Source organism: Bifidobacterium sp. M3-N-101 (genome assembly GCF_023656805.1).
Classification (GTDB): Bacteria; Actinomycetota; Actinomycetes; order Actinomycetales; family Bifidobacteriaceae; genus Bifidobacterium; species Bifidobacterium breve.
Window position 1 is genome coordinate 47,212 of record NZ_JAMOKQ010000003.1, and the last position, 18,510, is coordinate 65,721.

The following is an 18,510-nucleotide window of genomic DNA, read 5'->3' on the forward strand; positions in this document are numbered from 1 at the left end:
CCAGAGAGCAATTTCGTTCTCATTTCATTACACCATCCAACCAGCGTGCCAGACGTGAGTGAAATCCCAAGGGTCGAGGCATGACGTGTCGGATTGTGGGTCGATGGTAGGCAAGAAATCATGATTACCACGTAATTGGTAGCTCCAATAAATCTGCCCGGCGGATGCGCTCCACGCTTTGCGCTGCATGGCGGCAACCTCGCGGTAAATAGAGCCTCTGATTGATGTACTGTGCATAGCGTTTTCCTCGGAGCGACCGCCATCGCCCGAATGCTTAGCGATCATCCGGTTCACCAGATTGTTGGCCACGCACCACTCCCCTACGATCACCGGCGTATAGCGCGCGGCCCGGCGGATGCGGCGTTCATTCCAGCGCACGAATAGCCTATAACAGCTCATCATCCATCGCTCCGGAATCATACGGAATAGCGGAAAATGTTCGGCCATGACCAGATAGATATGCGTATCGAGCATGACGCCCCGCATGCCCTCCCGCACAAACCAGTCCCGCCAACGGCCCAGTCGGAAGCCGTCATGGAACACAATGACTTGGTTCTCGGCCAAAATCGGGCGCAACCGGCGATACGACTCACGGTAGAAACGCTTGAGGAACACCATTGGAATCGGCCCACTCCTCCGTGCTTCAAAGTTATCCTTTGCCTGCCTGCTCGATGACGACGTAGCATACGTCAACCAATCGATCGGCTCATTCAGCACCTCGATACCGAACAGCGCCGCGCGATCGCGATACCGGCGAGCCAGACAGGCCAGCACATTCAACGCATAGGCGACCGCTCGCGGGCTATGATGCCAGCGCACCACGCCGGTGAGGCCGCCGTTGTCGAATCCGTTCTGTGAGCCGGGCACCGTGTGCAGGTCGATAAGAATCTTGAGACCGGTACGCTCAGCCCAGTCGAACGCCCTGTCCAAGTACTCGATGCAGCCCGGATGACCGGACACATCCCCGAAGATAAAATACGGCACAGGAATACGCACCAGATTGCAGCCATGCGCGGCAATGTTCCGAAAATCAGCTTCAGTGATATACGTGTCGCGATGCCGCGTCAGCAGAGCCTCCAACTCAGCAGACTCCGTAGCCCGATGCAGCCAGGTCTCGTCCGCTTCGCCGCTGGCGGCAAAAATCCCCGGCTTCATCCACTTTTCCAGTACCAGCCAGTTGCCGAGGTTCACCCCATTGATTTGTTCGCCAATGCCCAGCGTGCCCAGTGCCATTAATGTCACCCGCGCTAATCGTTCAATGCTTCGCCGTAACGAACGACCAACCCCTGATTCACACGCTCAAATTCGGGGATGTAATCAACGATGATGGCATCTACAAGACGCCGGGCGCGTTCCTCATCGTAGATATGAGCAGAATCATTGCGATCGCGCAGCATACGCAGCCACAACGATTCGTCCATGAAATCGTAATATTGGAAAGCGGTTTTGAGCACATCTCGCGGAGAACCGGAAGCGGAAACAGGGTCTCCCTCATAAGCCAGCAGCGCCTTGAACAGTTTCCAACCAAGCTCAAACTGCAACTCGAACTTGTCAATGATGCCGCTCTGGATGAAATCATTGCTGAGATCCTGTTCGGGAGCCTTGCGCAGCGACTTCAGTGCGGAAACGTAATTCTCATATTTTTTCATACAATACCTTTCCGCTACGCTCAATCTCCGCCCTCAGCGATGAAGAAATCGGCTCATCCAGATTAATGACATCAACTTTAAGCAGTGACCACAGATTGTCCTGAAGGTTCTGCTCCAAGCGATTGAAATCGGGGCAACCGGCCACGGCAAGATCGATATCGCTTTTAGGCCGGTTCACACCCTTTGCGCGAGAACCGAACAGCACGACCTTGCGAGCGCCGGCATCAGCGGCGAACGTACGAATCTGTTCGTACACGTGCTCAATAGGAACCATGACGCCTCCCGCCGTATGCAGAAAATCCCGGACCACCCGCGCTTCCATCATACGGCCGCGGCCCGCTCACCGCACGGAGCTCGAACCACCCGAACGCGGCGACGCAGTTGCGGGAGGCGGGCTGGCGCTGTAGGGTGTGCGGGAAGTTCCTGACGCCTTTTTTCAGGAGGTGAATCCTCATGTTCACCACGTTTTCTCTGGCCGTTATTCTCGACTGCACCGTACGCATCGTGCTTGGCACGGCATTGGGCGCACTGATAGGGCTCGAACGCCAGTTGCGCGCCCGAAGTGCTCGGCGTGCGCTGGGATGTGGAGCACATCACCACGTCCGATTGACGCCGGCCGGCGGCGACGCAACAGCGCAACAAGCCGAAAAGCGGGATGCGACATCGAGCCGCATCCCGCTTTGCCATTACCGAGCCGTTGCCTGACTCATCTACGCCACGGTGAAAGTGGTGCGCTTCAGGTCTTCACGGCGCGAGGAGTGGCCGATGAGCAGTTCGAATTCGCCGGGCTCGACGATGCGGTTGGCGTCCGGGTCCACGATCGTGCAGTTCGCCACCGGGATCTCGAAGGCGACGGTCTTGGTCTCGCCGGGCTCCAGTGCGACGCGCTGGAACGCCTTCAATTCGCGGTCGGTCCAGCTGTAGGAGGTCACGATGTCGCCGATGTAGGCCTGCACGATCTCCACGCCGGCACGCTTGCCGGTATTGGTGAGGGTGATTTCGGCGCGCACAGTGTCGGTTTCGGCAAAGGTGCCGTCGGCATTGCTTGCGCCGCCCACGATGGTCGGTTCGCCGTATGCGAACGTCGTGTAGCTCAGGCCTTCGCCGAACGCGAACGCCGGATCCTGGGTGAGGTCGGCGTACCGGTCGCCGTGCTGGCCGCGGATCTGGTTGTAGTAGACCGGCAGCTGGCCCGCGTGGCGCGGGAAGGTGATCGGCAGTCGGCCCGACGGGTTGGTCAGGCCAAAGATGATTTCGGCGATGGCCCGGCCGCCGCGCATGCCCGGGTTCGGCGCCCACAGGATGGAGCCGGTGCCGGTTTCAGGGTCGCTGACGCGCTTGGCGAACACGCCGTACTCCCCCACGATGGAGGCGGGCAGCACCTGCGGCTTGGAGCTGATGAGCACGGTGACCATCGGCTTGTCGGTTTCGCGCGAGACGGCGGCGAGCGCGTCGAGCAGGGCGTTCTGGCCGCCGAGCAGTTCGAGCGTGGCGGTGGAGCAGGTTTCGCCGACCAGCTGGACCACGTCGCCGACCACGGCCACGATCAGATCGGACTGGCGGGCGTTGGCCACGGCCTCGTCGATCAGGGCCTGGTCCACGGCGGCGGAGACGCCGATCTTCGGGCGGGGCTGGCCGTCCGGGTAGAACTCGCCTGCGGGGTCGGGCACGAGGTCGATGACGTTCGCGCCGCGCGAGTAGACGACCTCGCAATCGTCGGCGGCGAGCTGGATCAGGCCGTCGAGCACGGTGGCGATCATATCGCGCGGCTGGCCGTCCGGCATCCAGGAAACCTGACCGGAGTTGCCGGTCCAGTCGCCGAGCTGGTTCTGGGCGTCGTCGGCGAGCGGACCTACCACGGCGATGCGCTTGGCCGTGTTCGCGGTGAACGGCAGGGTGCCGTCGTTGCGCAGCAGGGCGACGGATTCGCGGGCGAGTTCCAGGTTGATTTGCTGGTGTTCGGCCGAACCGATGACTGCCTTGATGCGTTCGGCGTCCGGCAGACGCGGGTCTTCGAACAAGCCGAGGCGGAATTTCAGAGCTAGGATGCGAGCTACTGCGTCATCAATCAGGGATTCGTCGAGCAGACCGGTTTTTACGGCTTCGATGGCACCCTCGTAGAACTGCGGGGTGGTCATGACCAGGTCGTTGCCGGCCTTGACCGCGTCTGCCGCGGCGTGCACGTAATCGGGTTTGACGTGCTGCTCCCATACCGAGCGGCCGACGTTGTCCCAATCGGTGATCAGCGTGCCGTTGTACTTCCATGCGCCGCGCAGCTTGTCGGTCAGCAACCATTTGTTGAATGTGACCGGCACGCCTTCAATGGACTCGTAACCCAGCATGAACGTACCGCAACCTTCTTTGGCCACGCGCTCGAACGGCGGCAGGAACCAGGATTCGAGCTTGCGGTGGGAGAGGTCCGCTTCGGAGGCGTCGCGGCCGCCTTGGGTTTCGGAATAGCCGGCGAAATGTTTGGCGCAGGCCAGGATTGCGTTCTTTGGCAGTTCCTCACCGGCCTTGGCACCGCCTTGATAGCCCTTGACCATGGCGGAGGCGAGTTCGCCGATCAGCATCGGGTCTTCGCCGAAAGTCTCATCCACACGCCCCCAACGGGTATCTCGGGCGATGCACAACACAGGAGAAAACGTCCAATGTACACCGGTACAAGAGACCTCCTCGGCGGTAGCACGGCCGGCGGCCTTGACCTTGTCCGGATCCCAGCTGACAGCCATGCCGAGCTGGGACGGGAAAATAGTGGCGCCCGGCCAGAAGGAGTATCCATGGATGCAGTCATCTCCGATAATCAACGGGATGCCCAGACGCGTCTTCTCATTGACGGTCTTGGCGGCACGAGATAAATCCTCGGGGCTGGTATGCAGAATGGATCCGACATGCTTATTCACGATGAGATCCTCAAGATCGCCGCCGCGGGCGTCAAGCTGCATCATCTGGCCGACCTTCTCTTCAAGTGTCATACGAGAGAGCAAGTCGGCGATTCGCTCACCAGCGGGCAAATCAGGATTCTTGTACGGTAAGGTTTCAGCAGTTGCGGCAGGCGTAGTGTTGTCGGTCATACGAAGTCGCTTTCCTCAGTGAAATCGAACAGTTTTTTAATTACCAATTGGTAGTTTATCTATTGACAGCATACAACACGCTTATGCCGCGCGCATCACATACACCAAAACGACCGTATGTATGCGACCCCTTCGTTCGCCCGCATACTTACTGCCGCTATCAAGCACAAGCATCGGTTCAAGGCACACAGCGAATCAGCGATACCCGTCCCATATCGGCGAAGGAAATATCGCCGGCTCCAGATCGGCCCATTCATCGCATAAGTCAATGGCCGGCCCCCGTAACCACCTCAGTTGCACACCATCCATGATCTCCAGAGCATGGCGCAACGTGGGCCGGACCTCCTCAAACGAGGTGAATTCGGAAGGCAGGTTCCAGTTGTATGTCGAATAGTATTGCCATATTGAATCCCGACGATTGGCAAACTCGTCATGTAACGGATGCGCAGGATTGAACGATTCGACCTGCAATATCGAGAACAGCTGAACAAGCATGGGGCGCGTGGAATTGCAATGTACCAAGAACCTCAGATATGCGGGCAATCTGAAATCATCGGGCCCTGAACCAGGCAGGCCGGAGGCCATGAAGTCTTCCACACTGCCAAACGTGTTGTAATTCTCGTGATACACCGCGGCAAGCAGGTTATCTTTGCTAGGAAAATATCGCAAGACTCCCTGCTTGGTAACACCGACCGCATCGGCCACATCCTGCACAGAAGTACCGTTGTAGCCACGCTCGGAAATCAGTCGCACGGCGGCATCGAGAATTTCCTGCCGGCGTTCCCCCGGCGACTTGCGAACACGCTTATGCTGCAATGAATTCCCAGATGTCATATCCGCCAGTCTATCCGCATTCTCCCCACTCCCATGCGCAACCACATCCAATATCCTTGGCCGGATATGCAAAACGGTGCCAAAACAAAACATTCTGTCATGCCTTCGACACCGATATCGCGCAATAGTTTTTTTTGTATATGCTTCTTCGCTTACTCCTGGAACACGTCGGGGTGCTTCAGATCGCCGGGAATGTCGGACAAGAGGCCCTCCAATCCCAAGAATTCCTTCCAGAAATCGAGCGGCTGGCCGTATGGCGAAGCCTCGCGACCGTGGGCCTGAATGTTGGCCTTGGCCTCGAACACCTCTTCCTCGCTGATGCCCTCGAAGTAGCTTTCCAGACGTTCACGGTGCTCAGGCACGTAGAACAGAGAGGACACAATCTCCGTCAGACGCTCGGCACGCTCGATAGGCAGTGAATCCCAGTGACGCAGTTCGATGAAGTTCTTCAGACGTACGTCATTGAAGTGCGTGGAGATGATGTGGTTGATCTCGTACGGGTTGAGTTCGCGGTCTGGGTACACCTCCCCCGCGTTCTCACGGAACGCCGGGCGATGCAGTTCCTTGGGGCTTGCTCCAGAAGCCACAGCTTCAGGGGTATGGGTCAGGTCAGCGAACATAAGCGGCGTGGACAGCACGTCGATGGCGTAATCCTCCCAACCATAGCGATCATCGAACAGGCCGGGCAGCACATTGGTGCGCTGGAAGTCCAGATAATCCCACATACGCTGGCGCAGCAGCGGCCATGGGTTCGTCTCGCCCTCAAAATACGGGGTGTTACGGAAGAAGTAGGCCAGAATCGGACCGATGACCGTGCCCAGACGCAACTTTTCGATGGAGTCGCGCTCATCCACATAATCAATGCTGACCTGAGTGGAGGCGGAGCAACGCATCATGCAGGGGCCAAACTGACCCACGCGGCCGAGGTAGTCGGTCATTGCATCGTAGCGATCCTTGGGGTTGACCGGCACATCCGCAAAGCTGGATTTGGGCTGGTAACCATAGTTGACCAAGCGGAAGTCGAGATCGTCAAGAATCGGGTCGAGCTCGCGACGGAACTTGGAGTACAGCGTATTGAGGTCGCTCGGCTTCTTCAAAATGCCGATTGAGGTTTCCACCTGTCCGCCGGGCTCGAGAGAAACGGCGACGCCGGAACGGCCGAGACCCACCAGATGGCCGTTCTCCCAGTATTCCTTCTCCTCGTCGTAGTACGGAGCCAAGCGTTTGAGCAATGCCTCGATGCCATTCGGCTCGTAGTAGCTTACGGCAGTGTCGTCGCTGTTGTGCACGGGCAGGTGCTCGATCTCCACACCGAAGCCACCGGTGCCACGCTGGGAGCGACCGTTCTCAAAGAACTTGAGCAGGCTCTCGACATGCTTGGGGTTCGGCTTGGCGAGTAGGTGCGCGTAACTGATTCGGGGAGTAACCATGCTTTGTATCGTATTCGAGCCGGCCGGCGCGCGTGCCCGAAAGCCCGCAATACGCTATACGAAAAACCGATAGCAGGCTCCGGCCCGGTTTCTCGCTCTAGAGACTCCCCTCAGTCGCTGCGCGACAGCTCCCCCCATAGAGGGGAGCTTAAGTGTATGTGCGTTCAGTCCGCGGAGGTGAAGCCCTGCGGCTCGCCGGTCTCGGCGAACTTGGCGTTGTGGGCCTTCTTGGCAGCGGCAATCATCAGCTTGATACGGTTGAGCTGATTGGCCTCGGAGGCACCCGGATCGTAATCGATGGAGACGATGTTGGCTTCCGGATGCAGACGACGAATCTTGCCGAACATGCCACGGCCGGTCACATGGTTGGGCAGGCAGGCAAACGGCTGCGCACAAATCACATTCGGGCAACCCTGTTCGATAAGCTCCAGAATCTCAGCAGTCAGCAGCCAGCCCTCGCCGGCCTGTACACCGATGGAGGTGACTTCAGCAGCCTTCTTGACAAGCTCGGGCATCGGCTCGTCCTGCTTGAACTTGCCGTGCGAGGTGGCCAGTGCGGCCTTGATAGGCGCGTTGTACAGGTCAAGACCCTTGCGCATCAAGGCGTAGAGCGTCTTGTTACCACCCATACCGAGGTTCTTCTCATTCCAGTCGGTGATGTAGGGGCGGGTGGTCATGAATTCCATGATGCCGGGCACTACGGCCTCGCAATCCTGGGATTCGATGACGTCGACCACATGGTTGTTCGCATCCGGCTGGTACTTGACAAGAATCTCGCCGACCACGCCGACACGCACCTTGCGCGGAATATCACGCAGCGGCAATGCATCAAAGGATTTCACGATCTCCTTGGCCAGCACGTTATACGGCAGATAGCCCTTCTTGATGCTCGGCGTCTTGGCTGCGGTCTTGGAATAGCCGTGATGCTCGATGGTCTCACGCACGATGGTGTCCCACAGCTCGTACAGCTTGTTGGCCGAACCTTTCTCCACCTCATACGGGCGTACGCGGTAGAGGCACTTCATGAGCAAGTCGCCCAGAATCAGCGCCTTGATGGCACGGTGCAGCAGGGGCGGGGTGGCCTTGAAGCCGGGGTTATCTTCGAGGCCCTGGGTAGAGATGGCGATGACCGGAATCTGCGGATAGCCGGCATCGACCAAAGCCTTGCGGATCAGGCCGAAGTAGTTGGTCGCACGGCACATGCCGCCGGTCTGGGTGATGGCGAGCGCTACATGGTCGGGATCGTATTTGCCTTCCAGAATCGCGTCGATGAGCTGGCCGACGACCATGATGGCCGGGTAGCAGGCGTCATTGTTCACGTATTTGAGGCCGGTTTCCACATCGCCACGGCTCGCGTGCTTCAGGATGTCGAACTTATACCCACCGGAACGAATCACCGCTTCGACCAAGGACATATGAATCGGGCTCATCTGAGGGCCAACAATCGTATAGTTCTTCTTCATGTCCTTGACGAACTTCTCACGATGCGCGTATCGGGACATGGTGGCGTTGTTGTGGCCGGACTTCTTGGCATTCTTGGCGTTCGCCACGCCGGTGGTGCCGTCCGAAGTGCCATTCTTGTGGGCGACTGCGGCCTGTAGGTCGCGTTCGGCGGCACGCTTGGAGGCCTCACGCATCGACTTGGTGAGATTCGGGTTGGCGGCCATGGTCGTATCGAGCAGAATCTGACGGCCTGGAGTCGGCGCGGTGGAACCGGTCCTGCGGAAGCCGGTGGGCTTGGGACCCTGTACGGACGCAGACTGTGCAGATTGTGCCGTCTTGGCGGCGTCCTGCACAGCCTTGGCCTCAGCATCGACCTTCTTCTGCGCGGCTTCAACGGCGGCCTGCGCTTCAGCAAGTACGGCCTTGGCCGCTTCAAGATCGGACTCGGCCTTGACCTTGGCCTCCTCAGCGGCACGCTCAGCAGCGGCCTGCTGGTCTTCCAAAGCCTTGGCCGCAGCTTCTTCACGAGCCTTATTGGCTTCGCGTTCCTCGACGGCGGCCTTGAGCGAGCGCAGTCGAATCTTGGCTGCACCCAGGTTGGAGACCTCGTCAATCTTCAGCAGCGTGTACACGTCCGCCTTGTCGGCCAGAATCTCGGCCACCTGATCAGTGGTGATGGCGTCGAGGCCGCAACCGAAGGAATTGAGCTGCACAAGCTCGAGGCCCGGATACGAGGCCACGAAGTGTGCGGCCGCGTACAGGCGGGAGTGGTAGGCCCACTGGTTGGTGACGCGCAACGGCATCTTGGTGACCGTGCGGTCGCCTACATGGCGGAATCCGGCGGCGTTCTTGGAACGTGGGTCGGCTTCGCCCTCGGAAAGGAATTCGGTGAGGTTGAGCTTCTCCCCCGGCTGCAGTTCGCAGATGGAATCCTCGGAGAGTACCACCATGCCGAGCGAGCAGATGGTCTCAGGGATGCCGTGGTTGATTTCGGGGTCGATGTGGTAGGGACGGCCGGCGAGCACGATGCCTCGGCAGTTGTGCTCTTTCATATAGGCGAGCGCGGTCAAACCTTCCTGCTGCACGTCATGCTTGAAGACCTTGTCTTCGGCATAGGCGGCCTTGACCGCGGTTTCGGCCTCTTCGCGGGTCACGTTGGCCCACGCAAACTCTTCGACGATGCGGTCAACCATGAGCTCATGGTTGGCAAGGTTGAAGTACGGGTGCATGTAACGCACGTCATCCTCGCGCAGCTCAGGCATGTTGGCGCCGACGACGAGCGGATAGTTGGCCACAACCGGGCAGTTGTAATGATTGTCAGTGTTGGGCACGAGGTTCTCCTCGTAGCTCACGCATGGGTAGAAGATGGTCTTGATGCCCTTGTTGATCAGCCACTTGATATGGCCGTGGACCAGCTTGGCCGGGTAGCAGATGTTTTCGGAAGCGATGGATTCGATGCCGGTCTCGAACAGTTCATGGGAGCTACGGCCGGAAATCATCACCTTGAAGCCCAGCGAGGTGAGCAGCGTGAACCAGAACGGGTAGTTCTCGTACATGTTGAGGGCGCGCGGAATGCCGATCTCGCCACGAGTGGCCTTCTTGTCGGTCAAACGGCGGTAGGCGAAGCAACGCTTGTACTTGTAGTCGTACAGGTTCGGACGGTCGGAACGCTTCTTCTTGGCGTCGCCACCGCGTTCGCAACGGTTGCCGGTCACGAAGCGCGAACCATCAGAGAACGTGGTGATGGTGAGCTTGCAGTGGTTCTGGCACAGCTTGCACACGTCACGCTCGGTGGTCATGCTCATATTGTCGAGTGCGTCGCCGGTCAGGATGGAGCTGGCGGTGTGGGTCACACCGTCCACGACAACGACATGGACTTCGGGCTTGGCCGGCTCGGTCTTCTTGAAGGCTGCGGCCTTGGGCTCGGACTTGAGTGCGGGCTCAGCCTCGGACCGTTCCTCGGACCCATCGGCCTTAACCACCACATCCAAGTGGTCGGCCTCATCCTGATAGTGCATGCGGGCGGTCAGGGCGGCGCCGAACGCGCCCATGAGGCCGGCGATGTTCGGGCGGGTGACCTGACGTTCGGTGAGCAGCTCGAAGGCGCGCAGCACGGCGTCGTTGAGGAACGTACCGCCCTGGACCACCACAGTGTCGCCGAGTTCGCCGGAATCACGCAGCTTGATGACCTTGTACAAGGCGTTACGCACCACGGAGTAGCACAGCCCTGCGGCGATGTCCTCGATGGACGCGCCTTCCTTCTGCGCCTGCTTGACCGAGGAGTTCATGAACACGGTGCAACGCGAGCCAAGGTCCACCGGATGGGTGGATGCCAAAGCCTTTTGCGTGAATTCCTGAATCGTCAGCCCCATAGACATGGCGAAGGTCTGCAGGAACGAGCCGCAGCCGGACGAGCAGGCTTCGTTGACGGCGATCGAGTCGATGACGCCGTCGGTGATGGCCAGATATTTCATGTCCTGGCCGCCGATGTCGATGACGGCGGTGACGCCGGGGCTGACCATTTCGGCACCACGATAGTGGGCCATGGTCTCCACCACGCCCTCGTCCAGGTGCAGGCCGGTGGTGATGAGGCCTTCGCCGTAACCGGTGGCGCAGGAGCGTGCGATCCATGCGCCTTCGGGCAGCTCGGATTGGATCTTCTTGACGATGTTGATGGCGGCGGTCAGCGGGCTGCCTTCGTTGTTGGCGTAGCTGGACCAGACGATTTCACGGTCGTCGTTGACGAGCGTGGCCTTGATGGTGGTGGAACCGGCGTCGATGCCCAGGAAGTGCGGGCCATGCGCGCCTTCGAGGGTGCCGATGTGGATGTGTTCCTTATGGTGGCGCTTGTTGAAGTCCTCGCGGTCGGCCTCGGTGGGAAACAGCGGCGGCATGGTGGGCGTGTTGGAGGGCAGGTTCTTCAGCTCGTCCAAACGCTTCAGGATTTCGTCGCAGGTGTAGGCCTCGAAATGGTGGCCCTGATCGTCGGAATCCATGTCGGCCTGCAATGCCGAACCGTAGGCCACATACAGGTGGGCGTCGGTCGGCACGATGAACTCGTCGACCTTGCCTTCAAGGGCACGCTGGAAGGCGGCGCGCAGTTCGGACATGAAGAACAGCGGGCCGCCGAGGAAGATGACGGTACCGTGGATCGGGCGGCCAGAAGCCAGGCCGGCGATGGTCTGCGTGGCCACTGCGGTGAAGATGGAGGCGGCGAGATCAGGCTTGGCCGCGCCGTCGTTGATCAGCGGCTGCAGATCGGTTTTGGCGAACACGCCGCAACGCGAGGCGATCGGATACAGGTTCTCGTAGCTCTTGGCCATCTCGTTGAGGCCTGCGGCGTCGGTGTCAAGCAGCGTGGACATCTGGTCTATGAACGCGCCGGTGCCGCCTGCGCACGAACCGTTCATACGCTGTTCAGGGGTGGGTTTCAGGTAGGTGATTTTGGCGTCCTCGCCGCCGAGCTCGATGATGACGTCGGCTTGCGGGTACTCCTTATCAATCGCCTCGGTTTCGGCGATGACCTCCTGAATGAAAGGCACATGCAGATTGTCAGCAAGCGCCAGACCGCCGGAACCGGTGATAGACAGGCGAATCGGTTCATCGCCTCGACCTAGTTCCACGAGCTTTTTATGGATGTCCGCGAGCAGACCGGCAACGGTGGCACGCACATTGGCATGGTGACGTCGGTAATCGGAAAATAGGGTGTCTTTCAGGGAATCGGACTGATCAAGCACCACGGCCTTGACGGTGGTGGAACCGATGTCCAATCCCACACGCAGGGGCTTCGGGCGTGAAGCGGGCTTTACGCTCGCGTCAGTGACGATGTCAACCATGTGTTCCTCTTAATTCCGACTTCCGGGAGTGCACGTCACGAGGCATCAGGAACCGTTTCGGGACGGCTGGCAGATACCCTGCGGACGGCTTCGCCCGGCTACTTCTTACGGAATATTAGTCCGACCACCTACCCAACATGACGCGGGCGGAGGTGATTTCGCTCACGGGAAGGGCGTTCCCCAACAGTTTCGACGATATTGCTGAGTGCGAGTTAATGAAAAGCTACTACGAGGCTTGCTGGTCTTCGCCGGCTTCGCGATCTTTCAGATAAATAGAAGGGATGTCGCGTTCCTGATCGTGCAGTTTGGCCCAGATGATGGGCTTGCCGGCCGCAAGGGATTTGGGCACGTCAAGGATGCGTTGGTTTCTGGAACCGCGGAATTGCAACAACGAGTCTTTTTGGTCTTTGAGATAGCGACCGTCGACAAGGATGTCGATAAGGTGCAGCAGTTCGAGTTTGTCTGGGGTTTCACCCGGCCGCATGAGTTCTTCCCACGTGTAGCCGGTCCATGACCAGATATCTTTGGTATGACCGAATTCCTTGCGAATGCGCTGTGCGAGAGGTACTAGCACAGGGGTGTTGAGGAACGGCTCGCCACCAAGAAACGTAATGCCTTGCACCCATGGGGCTTTGAGATCTTCGATGATCTTGTCTTCGAGTTTCTGCGTGTACTCGTGGCCGGCCTGGAAATCCCAGATGGAGGCGTTGAAGCAATTGACGCAGTGGAAAGGGCAACCGGAAACATAGATGGAGTTGCGCACGCCTTCGCCGTCGGTGACGATGAAGGTCTTGTAGTCGGCAATCATGCGCTTGGACATGCGCCGACCATCCCATTGACCGGCTTTCGGATCATTGGCCAGGCCATTGGAAGGTATGGAGGGGCCGCGTCCGGTCTCGCCGGCCGCAAAGTCATGGCGCTTGGGTTCGGGCTTGGTTGTCACGGCCATGATTCCCTCCTTGCGGAAAATGCACTGGCTCCCGCTGGCGGGAGCTGTCCGTCATCAAACGGACTGAGGGTGGTCAACACTATAAGGATGACCACCCTAAGTCTCGCTTACGCTCGACAGCTCCCGCCAGCGGGAGCGAGTATAAACCTTACTTAGCTTCCTCGAACCACTCGTGGGTGGTGCCGTCGTCCAGGGTCACGCGGCCAGTTTCGCCGCTCATGTGCTTGACACGGTGGGCAATCTCCTCGTGACGGCCGTGCACCATCGGGCGCTGGACCGGGCTGCCGAGGTAGCCGCAGGTACGCTTGGTGACATTGCACTTGTCCGGGTTGGAGTTGCCGCACTCCGGGCACTTGAAGCCTTCCTCGGTCGGCTCGAAATCACCCTGGAAGCCACACACGAAGCAGTGGTCGATCGGGGTGTTGGTACCCAGATAACCGATGCCGATGTTGTAGGCGTAATCCCATACGGCTTCGAGGGCCTTCGGGTTGTCCTGCAGGCACGGGTACTCGCAGTAGTTGATGAAGCCACCGGAAGCGTAGTACGGGAAGTCCTTCTCGTAGTTGAGCTTCTCCATCGGAGTGGGCTGCAGCCATACCGGGTAGTGGAAGGAGTTGGTGTAGAAGTCGTGGTCGGTCACGCCCTCGATACGGCCGAACTTCTCGCGATCCATGCGGTTGAAGCGATCGGTCAGGGACTCCGCCGGGGTGGAGTACACGGAGTAGTGGTAGCCTTCCGACTTGCTCCACTGCTTGCACAGCTCGTTCATGCGCTTGACGATGGACAGCGCGAATTCCTTGCCTTCCGGATCCCAGCCATGGTCACGGATCCAGTTCTTGCCGTAGAAGACCGCAGTGGTCTCGGCAAGACCGATGTAACCGAGCGAAACGGTGGCGCGCTCATTCTTGAACAGAGCGTCTACGTTATCGTTGGCACCGAGACGACCGAAAGCACCAAAACGGAACAGTGTCGGAGCATTGACCGGGGTGGCTTCCTTGCAACGCATGATGCGGAACTGCAGAGCCTGGTGAGCCACTTCCATACGCTCGTCGAACAGCTTCCAGAAGCGGGCCTTGTCGCCGTGAGACTCGATGGCGATGCGCGGCACGTTGACGGTGACCACACCGAGGTTCATACGACCGTCTTCCTCGTCCTTGCCGGTCTCAGGATTGATCCAGCCCTGCAGGAAGGAACGGCAACCCATCGGGGCTTTGAAGGAACCGGTGATCTTGACGATGTTCTCATAGAACACCACGTCCGGGTACATCCGCTTGGTGGCGGATTCGAGTGCCAACTGCTTCAAGTCGTAGTTCGGGTCGCCCGGATCGGCGTTCACGCCGTGCTTGACGGTGAAGACGAGCTTCGGGAAGATGGCGGTGTGGTGTTCCTTGCCGAGGCCGCGGATGCGGTTGAGCAGAATGGCGCGCTGGATCTCACGGGAGAACCAGTCGGTACCGAGACCAAAGCCGACGGTGACGAACGGGGTCTGGCCGTTGGATACACGGTTGGAGTTGATCTGGTATTCCATGGTCTGCATGGCATCGTAGATGGCCTTGCGGGTACGAATCTTGGCGAGAATCTCGCGCTCCTGCTCCAGCTCGTCAACGTCAGTGTGGAACGGAGTGTCCATCGGCAGCGGCTCGCGGGAACCGAAGTGCAGCTTGGCCGGCTCGTTCTTCTTGGCGCTCTCGACCTGACGACGAGCGAATTCAACCGGCATGCCGTCGGGGATGGTCTCACGGGCTTCCTCAAGGAACTTCTCGTAGTCCTTCTTGGCGTACCGAGCAAGGTGCTCGTCGGCACGGTTGGCGGTCTGGCCACCATACTGGCTGGAAGCCACATCCTTCATGATCTGAGTGATCTGGGTGGCGGCGATGGCGATGGACTTCGGGGATGCCATCGGAGCGTTGCCCAGGGTGAAACCGTTGGCCAGCATGTCCCAAAAGTTCGGCAGGGAGCAGTTGGACTGGGCGGTGAACGGCGAGTAGTCGGCATCGTGGAAGTGGATGTCGCCCTTCATGTGGGCGTTGGACACGGCCGGCGGCAGCATGTTGAACGCTGCGGCCTTGGACACGGCACCAGCCAGCAAATCACGCTGGGTGGAGTAGACGTTGGAATCCTTGTTGGCGTTCTCGTGGATTAGGGTCGGATCGTGGTTGATGAAGCGGGAGACGGCCTCGTTGACATCGGTGGCCTTGGCACGCTGGATGTCCTTGTCGAGACGGTAATTGGTGTAGGCACGAGCCACGTCGTACAGGTGGGCATCAATGAGGGCGTGCTCAACGAGGTTCTGGATATCCTCGATCTTGGCGGGACCAGCGTAACGTTCCTTGATCTCGCCTTCGACCTGATCGGCGAAGCCGCGGATCATGGCATCTTCCTCGGGACCGACTTCCTTGTTCAGGTCGCCGAAGGCGGACTTGATCGCAGAGATGATGTTGATGGGGTCAAAATCGACCACACGACCATCACGCTTCTCAACGAGAACGGTGGAGGCCTTCGCGGCCGCCTTGGTCCCATTGTTGGTGACGTTCTCCTCCAGCACCTGTGCGCCCATCGGGCACCCCTTTCCTCATCCCGCGCGGCCTTGCGGACCCCGCGTTTTCAGCCGCACTCGTCGTGGGCCATACGAAATTACATTGATGTCGTTTTCTTGAACCTCTAGAAGAATACGGCAAGCTCACCCCTATATCTAGTGTCCAACAAGGGTGTGTTGAACTATTTATAGTGGTTTTTGGCTATTTTCCGCCAAAACTACATCTGTGTGATTAGCGTAACTGTTTCTTCCCTCGCGTGTCGCACTCCACCTTCCATCGATTCCTCTCCTTTCGGCAGTACCCATCTTCTTGGACGGGACAACAAAGCGTCGTCACCGCCTCCATACGACAAGCATGACGCACCCATCACAGGACCGGTAGATTTCTACCGCCATCGCCCACCGCACTTATAGTTAAGGGCATGACTACTGCAATGGGTTACTCGAACACGGGCCAGTCGCCGACCGCCGCATCTTTGGCCTCGGCCGGTTTTGGCCCCAACACGGCCACCGAAGCCGGGCAGGGAACCGTCAACCTGCCCGACGGCCCGCGGCCGGTCGACCAGCTCCCAAGGCTTGCCGCAGAGACCACCGCGCAGAATCCCTGGCCGGTCAGCATGCTGAGCCAGAAATTCTATGGGGCGGTGGAGCGCTGGCCGTCCGCGTGGGTCACGGGCCAGATTACCCAGATCAACACCAGACGGGCCGGTTCGGCGTATATCACCCTGCGCGACGATTTCGAAGACATCGCAATGGAGGTCAATGGCTTTGGACGGTTTGCCGACACGGCCCGGCAATTCGTTCAAGGCGATCGCGTGGTCATTCACGGCAAGCCCAACCTGTGGATGAAGCGCACCTCCCTCTCTTTGCGCGGAGACACCATTCTTAAAGTCGGCGCAGGTGGCAGCCTCAAGGCCATGATCGACGAATTGCGCAAGCGACTCAAAGGAGAAGGCCTATTTGACGCAGACCATAAACTCCCTCTGCCCGAATTTCCCAAGACCATTGGCCTAATTTGCGCCCCACAGGCACGAGCCGAGGGAGATGTCATCACTAACGTGAATCTTCGCTGGCCCTCGGTCACCTTCAAGGTTGTTCATGTGCATGTGCAAGGTGAGCAATGCCCCGGCGAAGTCGCACAAGCGATTGCACGACTAGACACCGATCCAGATGTGGATGTCATTATCGTGGCTCGAGGAGGCGGCTCATTCGAGGACCTCATGGGCTTCTCGGATGAACGCGTAGTGCGTGCCGCATATGCCTGTACCACACCATTGATTTCCTCCATCGGACATGAAGACGATTGGACCCTCCTGGATCTGGTTGCCGACCTGCGTGCTTCAACCCCTACGGACGCGGCCAAACGTGTGGTGCCGGACGTCAACGAACAGACGCAGCTCATTACCGGAGCCATCGACCGTATGCGTCTGAGAATTCGCTCACGAGTGGATAACGAAGATCGCCTCATCGAGGGATACGCAAACCGTCCCAGCCTGACGCAACCTCTCACCATGCTGGAGCCGCATCAGCGCTTGATTGACGATTCCATACAGCGCCTTGATATCGGCCTGCGAAGAATCGTGGACGACGCTCAGCTCACCGTCGAGAAGGCGCATGCCTCACTGACCGCCCTCAGTCCCCAGTCCACGCTCAACCGCGGCTATGCCGTGGTGCAAACCGCCGATGGCACCGTACTCGATGACGCTTCCACCGCTCATATCGGAGACGACATCACCGTAACCTTGAAGAAGGGTGTCATCACAGCCACAACCACATCTGCCGCAGCGTAAGAACGCTCACAGAGCTGCTGCAAGAGAAACTTAATGCGTATATAGATAAGGAGCACACACCATGACCGATAACACCAACACCACCCCTGCGTCCTCACTATCAGACAAAGAACGCGAGCTCATTGCGCAGATGCCTTATGAGGAGGCTCGAGATAAGCTCATCCAAGCCGTTCAGTCGCTGGAAACCGGCGGACTGAATCTCGATCAATCCATGCGCCAGTGGGAAATCGGTGAAGCATTGGCCAAACGAGCCCAGAGCCTGCTCAATGATGTACGTGCCAAGCTCGATCAGGCTCAGGCCGATCAGGCTGCTAATGAAGCCACAGCAGGAACGCAATCCAATCTGGACTGATTCCAACATCAATTCATGCAATCGTACCGTCGGCAATACGCCGACCACATGAGAAAGAACAAATCAATGTCAACACTGATTCTTGTATTCCATCCCCACCTGCAGAACGGCTCCCGCGTCAATGCCCGCTTGATTGCCGAGCTGAAGGCTCAAGGCGAAGAAGACATCACCATCCGCGACGAGTACGCCGAATACCCCAATTTCGCCGTCAACGTCGATCACGAGCACGAACTGCTCGAGGCAGCCGATAGTGTGATTCTGCAATTCCCGTTCTACTGGTATTCCTCCCCCGCCCTGCTGAAGGAGTGGGAGGATCGGGTCATCACCGCAGGATGGGCCTATGGTGGCAGCTACGCACTGCGCGGCAAGGAACTCAAACTGGTGGTCACCACCGGTTCCGGTGCTGCCAAGTATCAGAAAGATGGCGAATACGGCCGCACTATGGATGACCTACTGAGCCCATTTGAAGTTGTGGCATATAAGGTCGGCATGGAATACGCCAAGCCGTTCCTGGTGCAGGGTACGGCCACCATCACCGATGACGCCCTTGACCAAGCCGCCGCCGACTACGTTTCGGCGATTCTGGACTGAATGGAGCTGAGGCCAGGTGCGCGATA

Annotated in this window: 13 protein-coding genes; 4 read left to right on the plus strand and 9 right to left on the minus strand. The window is 58.9% G+C overall.

What is annotated here, in order from left to right; genetic code table 11:
- Positions 1-27: 27 nt before the first annotated feature.
- From NBH12_RS02845 to NBH12_RS02855, 3 genes are read right to left on the minus strand one after another with little or no spacing between them, the layout of a single operon-like run.
- On the minus strand, positions 28-1,233 hold the full coding sequence (locus NBH12_RS02845; RefSeq protein WP_003833324.1) for a glycoside hydrolase family 5 protein: 1,206 nt from the start codon (positions 1,231-1,233) through the stop codon (positions 28-30).
- Positions 1,234-1,247: 14 nt separating this feature from the next.
- A complete protein-coding gene (locus NBH12_RS02850; protein ID WP_003830196.1) occupies positions 1,248-1,649 on the minus strand; it encodes a nucleotidyltransferase substrate binding protein in 402 nt (133 codons plus the stop codon).
- Positions 1,636-1,923 carry a nucleotidyltransferase family protein gene (locus tag NBH12_RS02855; protein ID WP_016462486.1) on the minus strand — a complete coding sequence of 96 codons (288 nt, stop codon included), beginning with the start codon at positions 1,921-1,923 and terminating at the stop codon, positions 1,636-1,638. Before NBH12_RS02855 ends, NBH12_RS02850 begins: the two co-directional genes overlap by 14 nt.
- Positions 1,924-2,102: 179 nt before the next feature.
- Between NBH12_RS02855 and NBH12_RS02860 the strand changes: the two genes are divergently transcribed.
- The gene (locus tag NBH12_RS02860; RefSeq protein WP_016462487.1) at positions 2,103-2,354 is read left to right on the plus strand and encodes a hypothetical protein; all 252 of its coding nucleotides are present in this window, start codon (positions 2,103-2,105) and stop codon (positions 2,352-2,354) included.
- Positions 2,355-2,359: 5 nt separating this feature from the next.
- On the opposite strand, the gene NBH12_RS02865 is transcribed toward NBH12_RS02860, so the two are convergent.
- From NBH12_RS02865 to nrdD, 6 genes are all read right to left on the minus strand, one after another.
- Positions 2,360-4,723: a glycoside hydrolase family 3 N-terminal domain-containing protein gene (locus NBH12_RS02865; protein ID WP_250819156.1), complete on the minus strand. Its 2,364-nt coding sequence runs from the start codon at positions 4,721-4,723 to the stop codon at positions 2,360-2,362.
- Positions 4,724-4,918: 195 nt separating this feature from the next.
- On the minus strand, positions 4,919-5,650 hold the full coding sequence (locus tag NBH12_RS02870; protein ID WP_052790514.1) for a TetR/AcrR family transcriptional regulator: 732 nt from the start codon (positions 5,648-5,650) through the stop codon (positions 4,919-4,921).
- Between the two features lie 59 nt (positions 5,651-5,709).
- Positions 5,710-6,987, minus strand: a complete 1,278-nt coding sequence (locus tag NBH12_RS02875; RefSeq protein WP_003832173.1) for a glutamate-cysteine ligase family protein — start codon at positions 6,985-6,987, stop codon at positions 5,710-5,712.
- A gap of 164 nt (positions 6,988-7,151) precedes the next feature.
- Positions 7,152-12,266 carry an acyl-CoA dehydratase activase-related protein gene (locus tag NBH12_RS02880; RefSeq protein WP_250819157.1) on the minus strand — a complete coding sequence of 1,705 codons (5,115 nt, stop codon included), beginning with the start codon at positions 12,264-12,266 and terminating at the stop codon, positions 7,152-7,154.
- Positions 12,267-12,492: 226 nt separating this feature from the next.
- Positions 12,493-13,215, minus strand: a complete 723-nt coding sequence (gene nrdG, locus NBH12_RS02885; RefSeq protein ID WP_080684972.1) for an anaerobic ribonucleoside-triphosphate reductase activating protein — start codon at positions 13,213-13,215, stop codon at positions 12,493-12,495.
- A 148-nt stretch (positions 13,216-13,363) separates the two neighbouring features.
- Complete coding sequence (gene nrdD, locus NBH12_RS02890; protein WP_052787950.1) at positions 13,364-15,772, minus strand: anaerobic ribonucleoside-triphosphate reductase; 2,409 nt, start codon at positions 15,770-15,772, stop codon at positions 13,364-13,366.
- A gap of 413 nt (positions 15,773-16,185) precedes the next feature.
- Between nrdD and xseA the strand changes: the two genes are divergently transcribed.
- The 3 genes from xseA (at position 16,186) to NBH12_RS02905 (ending at position 18,484) form a co-directional block, all read left to right on the plus strand.
- Positions 16,186-17,541 carry an exodeoxyribonuclease VII large subunit gene (gene xseA, locus NBH12_RS02895; protein ID WP_019728197.1) on the plus strand — a complete coding sequence of 452 codons (1,356 nt, stop codon included), beginning with the start codon at positions 16,186-16,188 and terminating at the stop codon, positions 17,539-17,541.
- A 61-nt stretch (positions 17,542-17,602) separates the two neighbouring features.
- On the plus strand, positions 17,603-17,893 hold the full coding sequence (locus tag NBH12_RS02900) for an exodeoxyribonuclease VII small subunit (RefSeq protein WP_003832217.1): 291 nt from the start codon (positions 17,603-17,605) through the stop codon (positions 17,891-17,893).
- A gap of 48 nt (positions 17,894-17,941) precedes the next feature.
- On the plus strand, positions 17,942-18,484 hold the full coding sequence (locus NBH12_RS02905; RefSeq protein ID WP_371733839.1) for an NAD(P)H-dependent oxidoreductase: 543 nt from the start codon (positions 17,942-17,944) through the stop codon (positions 18,482-18,484).
- Positions 18,485-18,510: the final 26 nt, after the last annotated feature.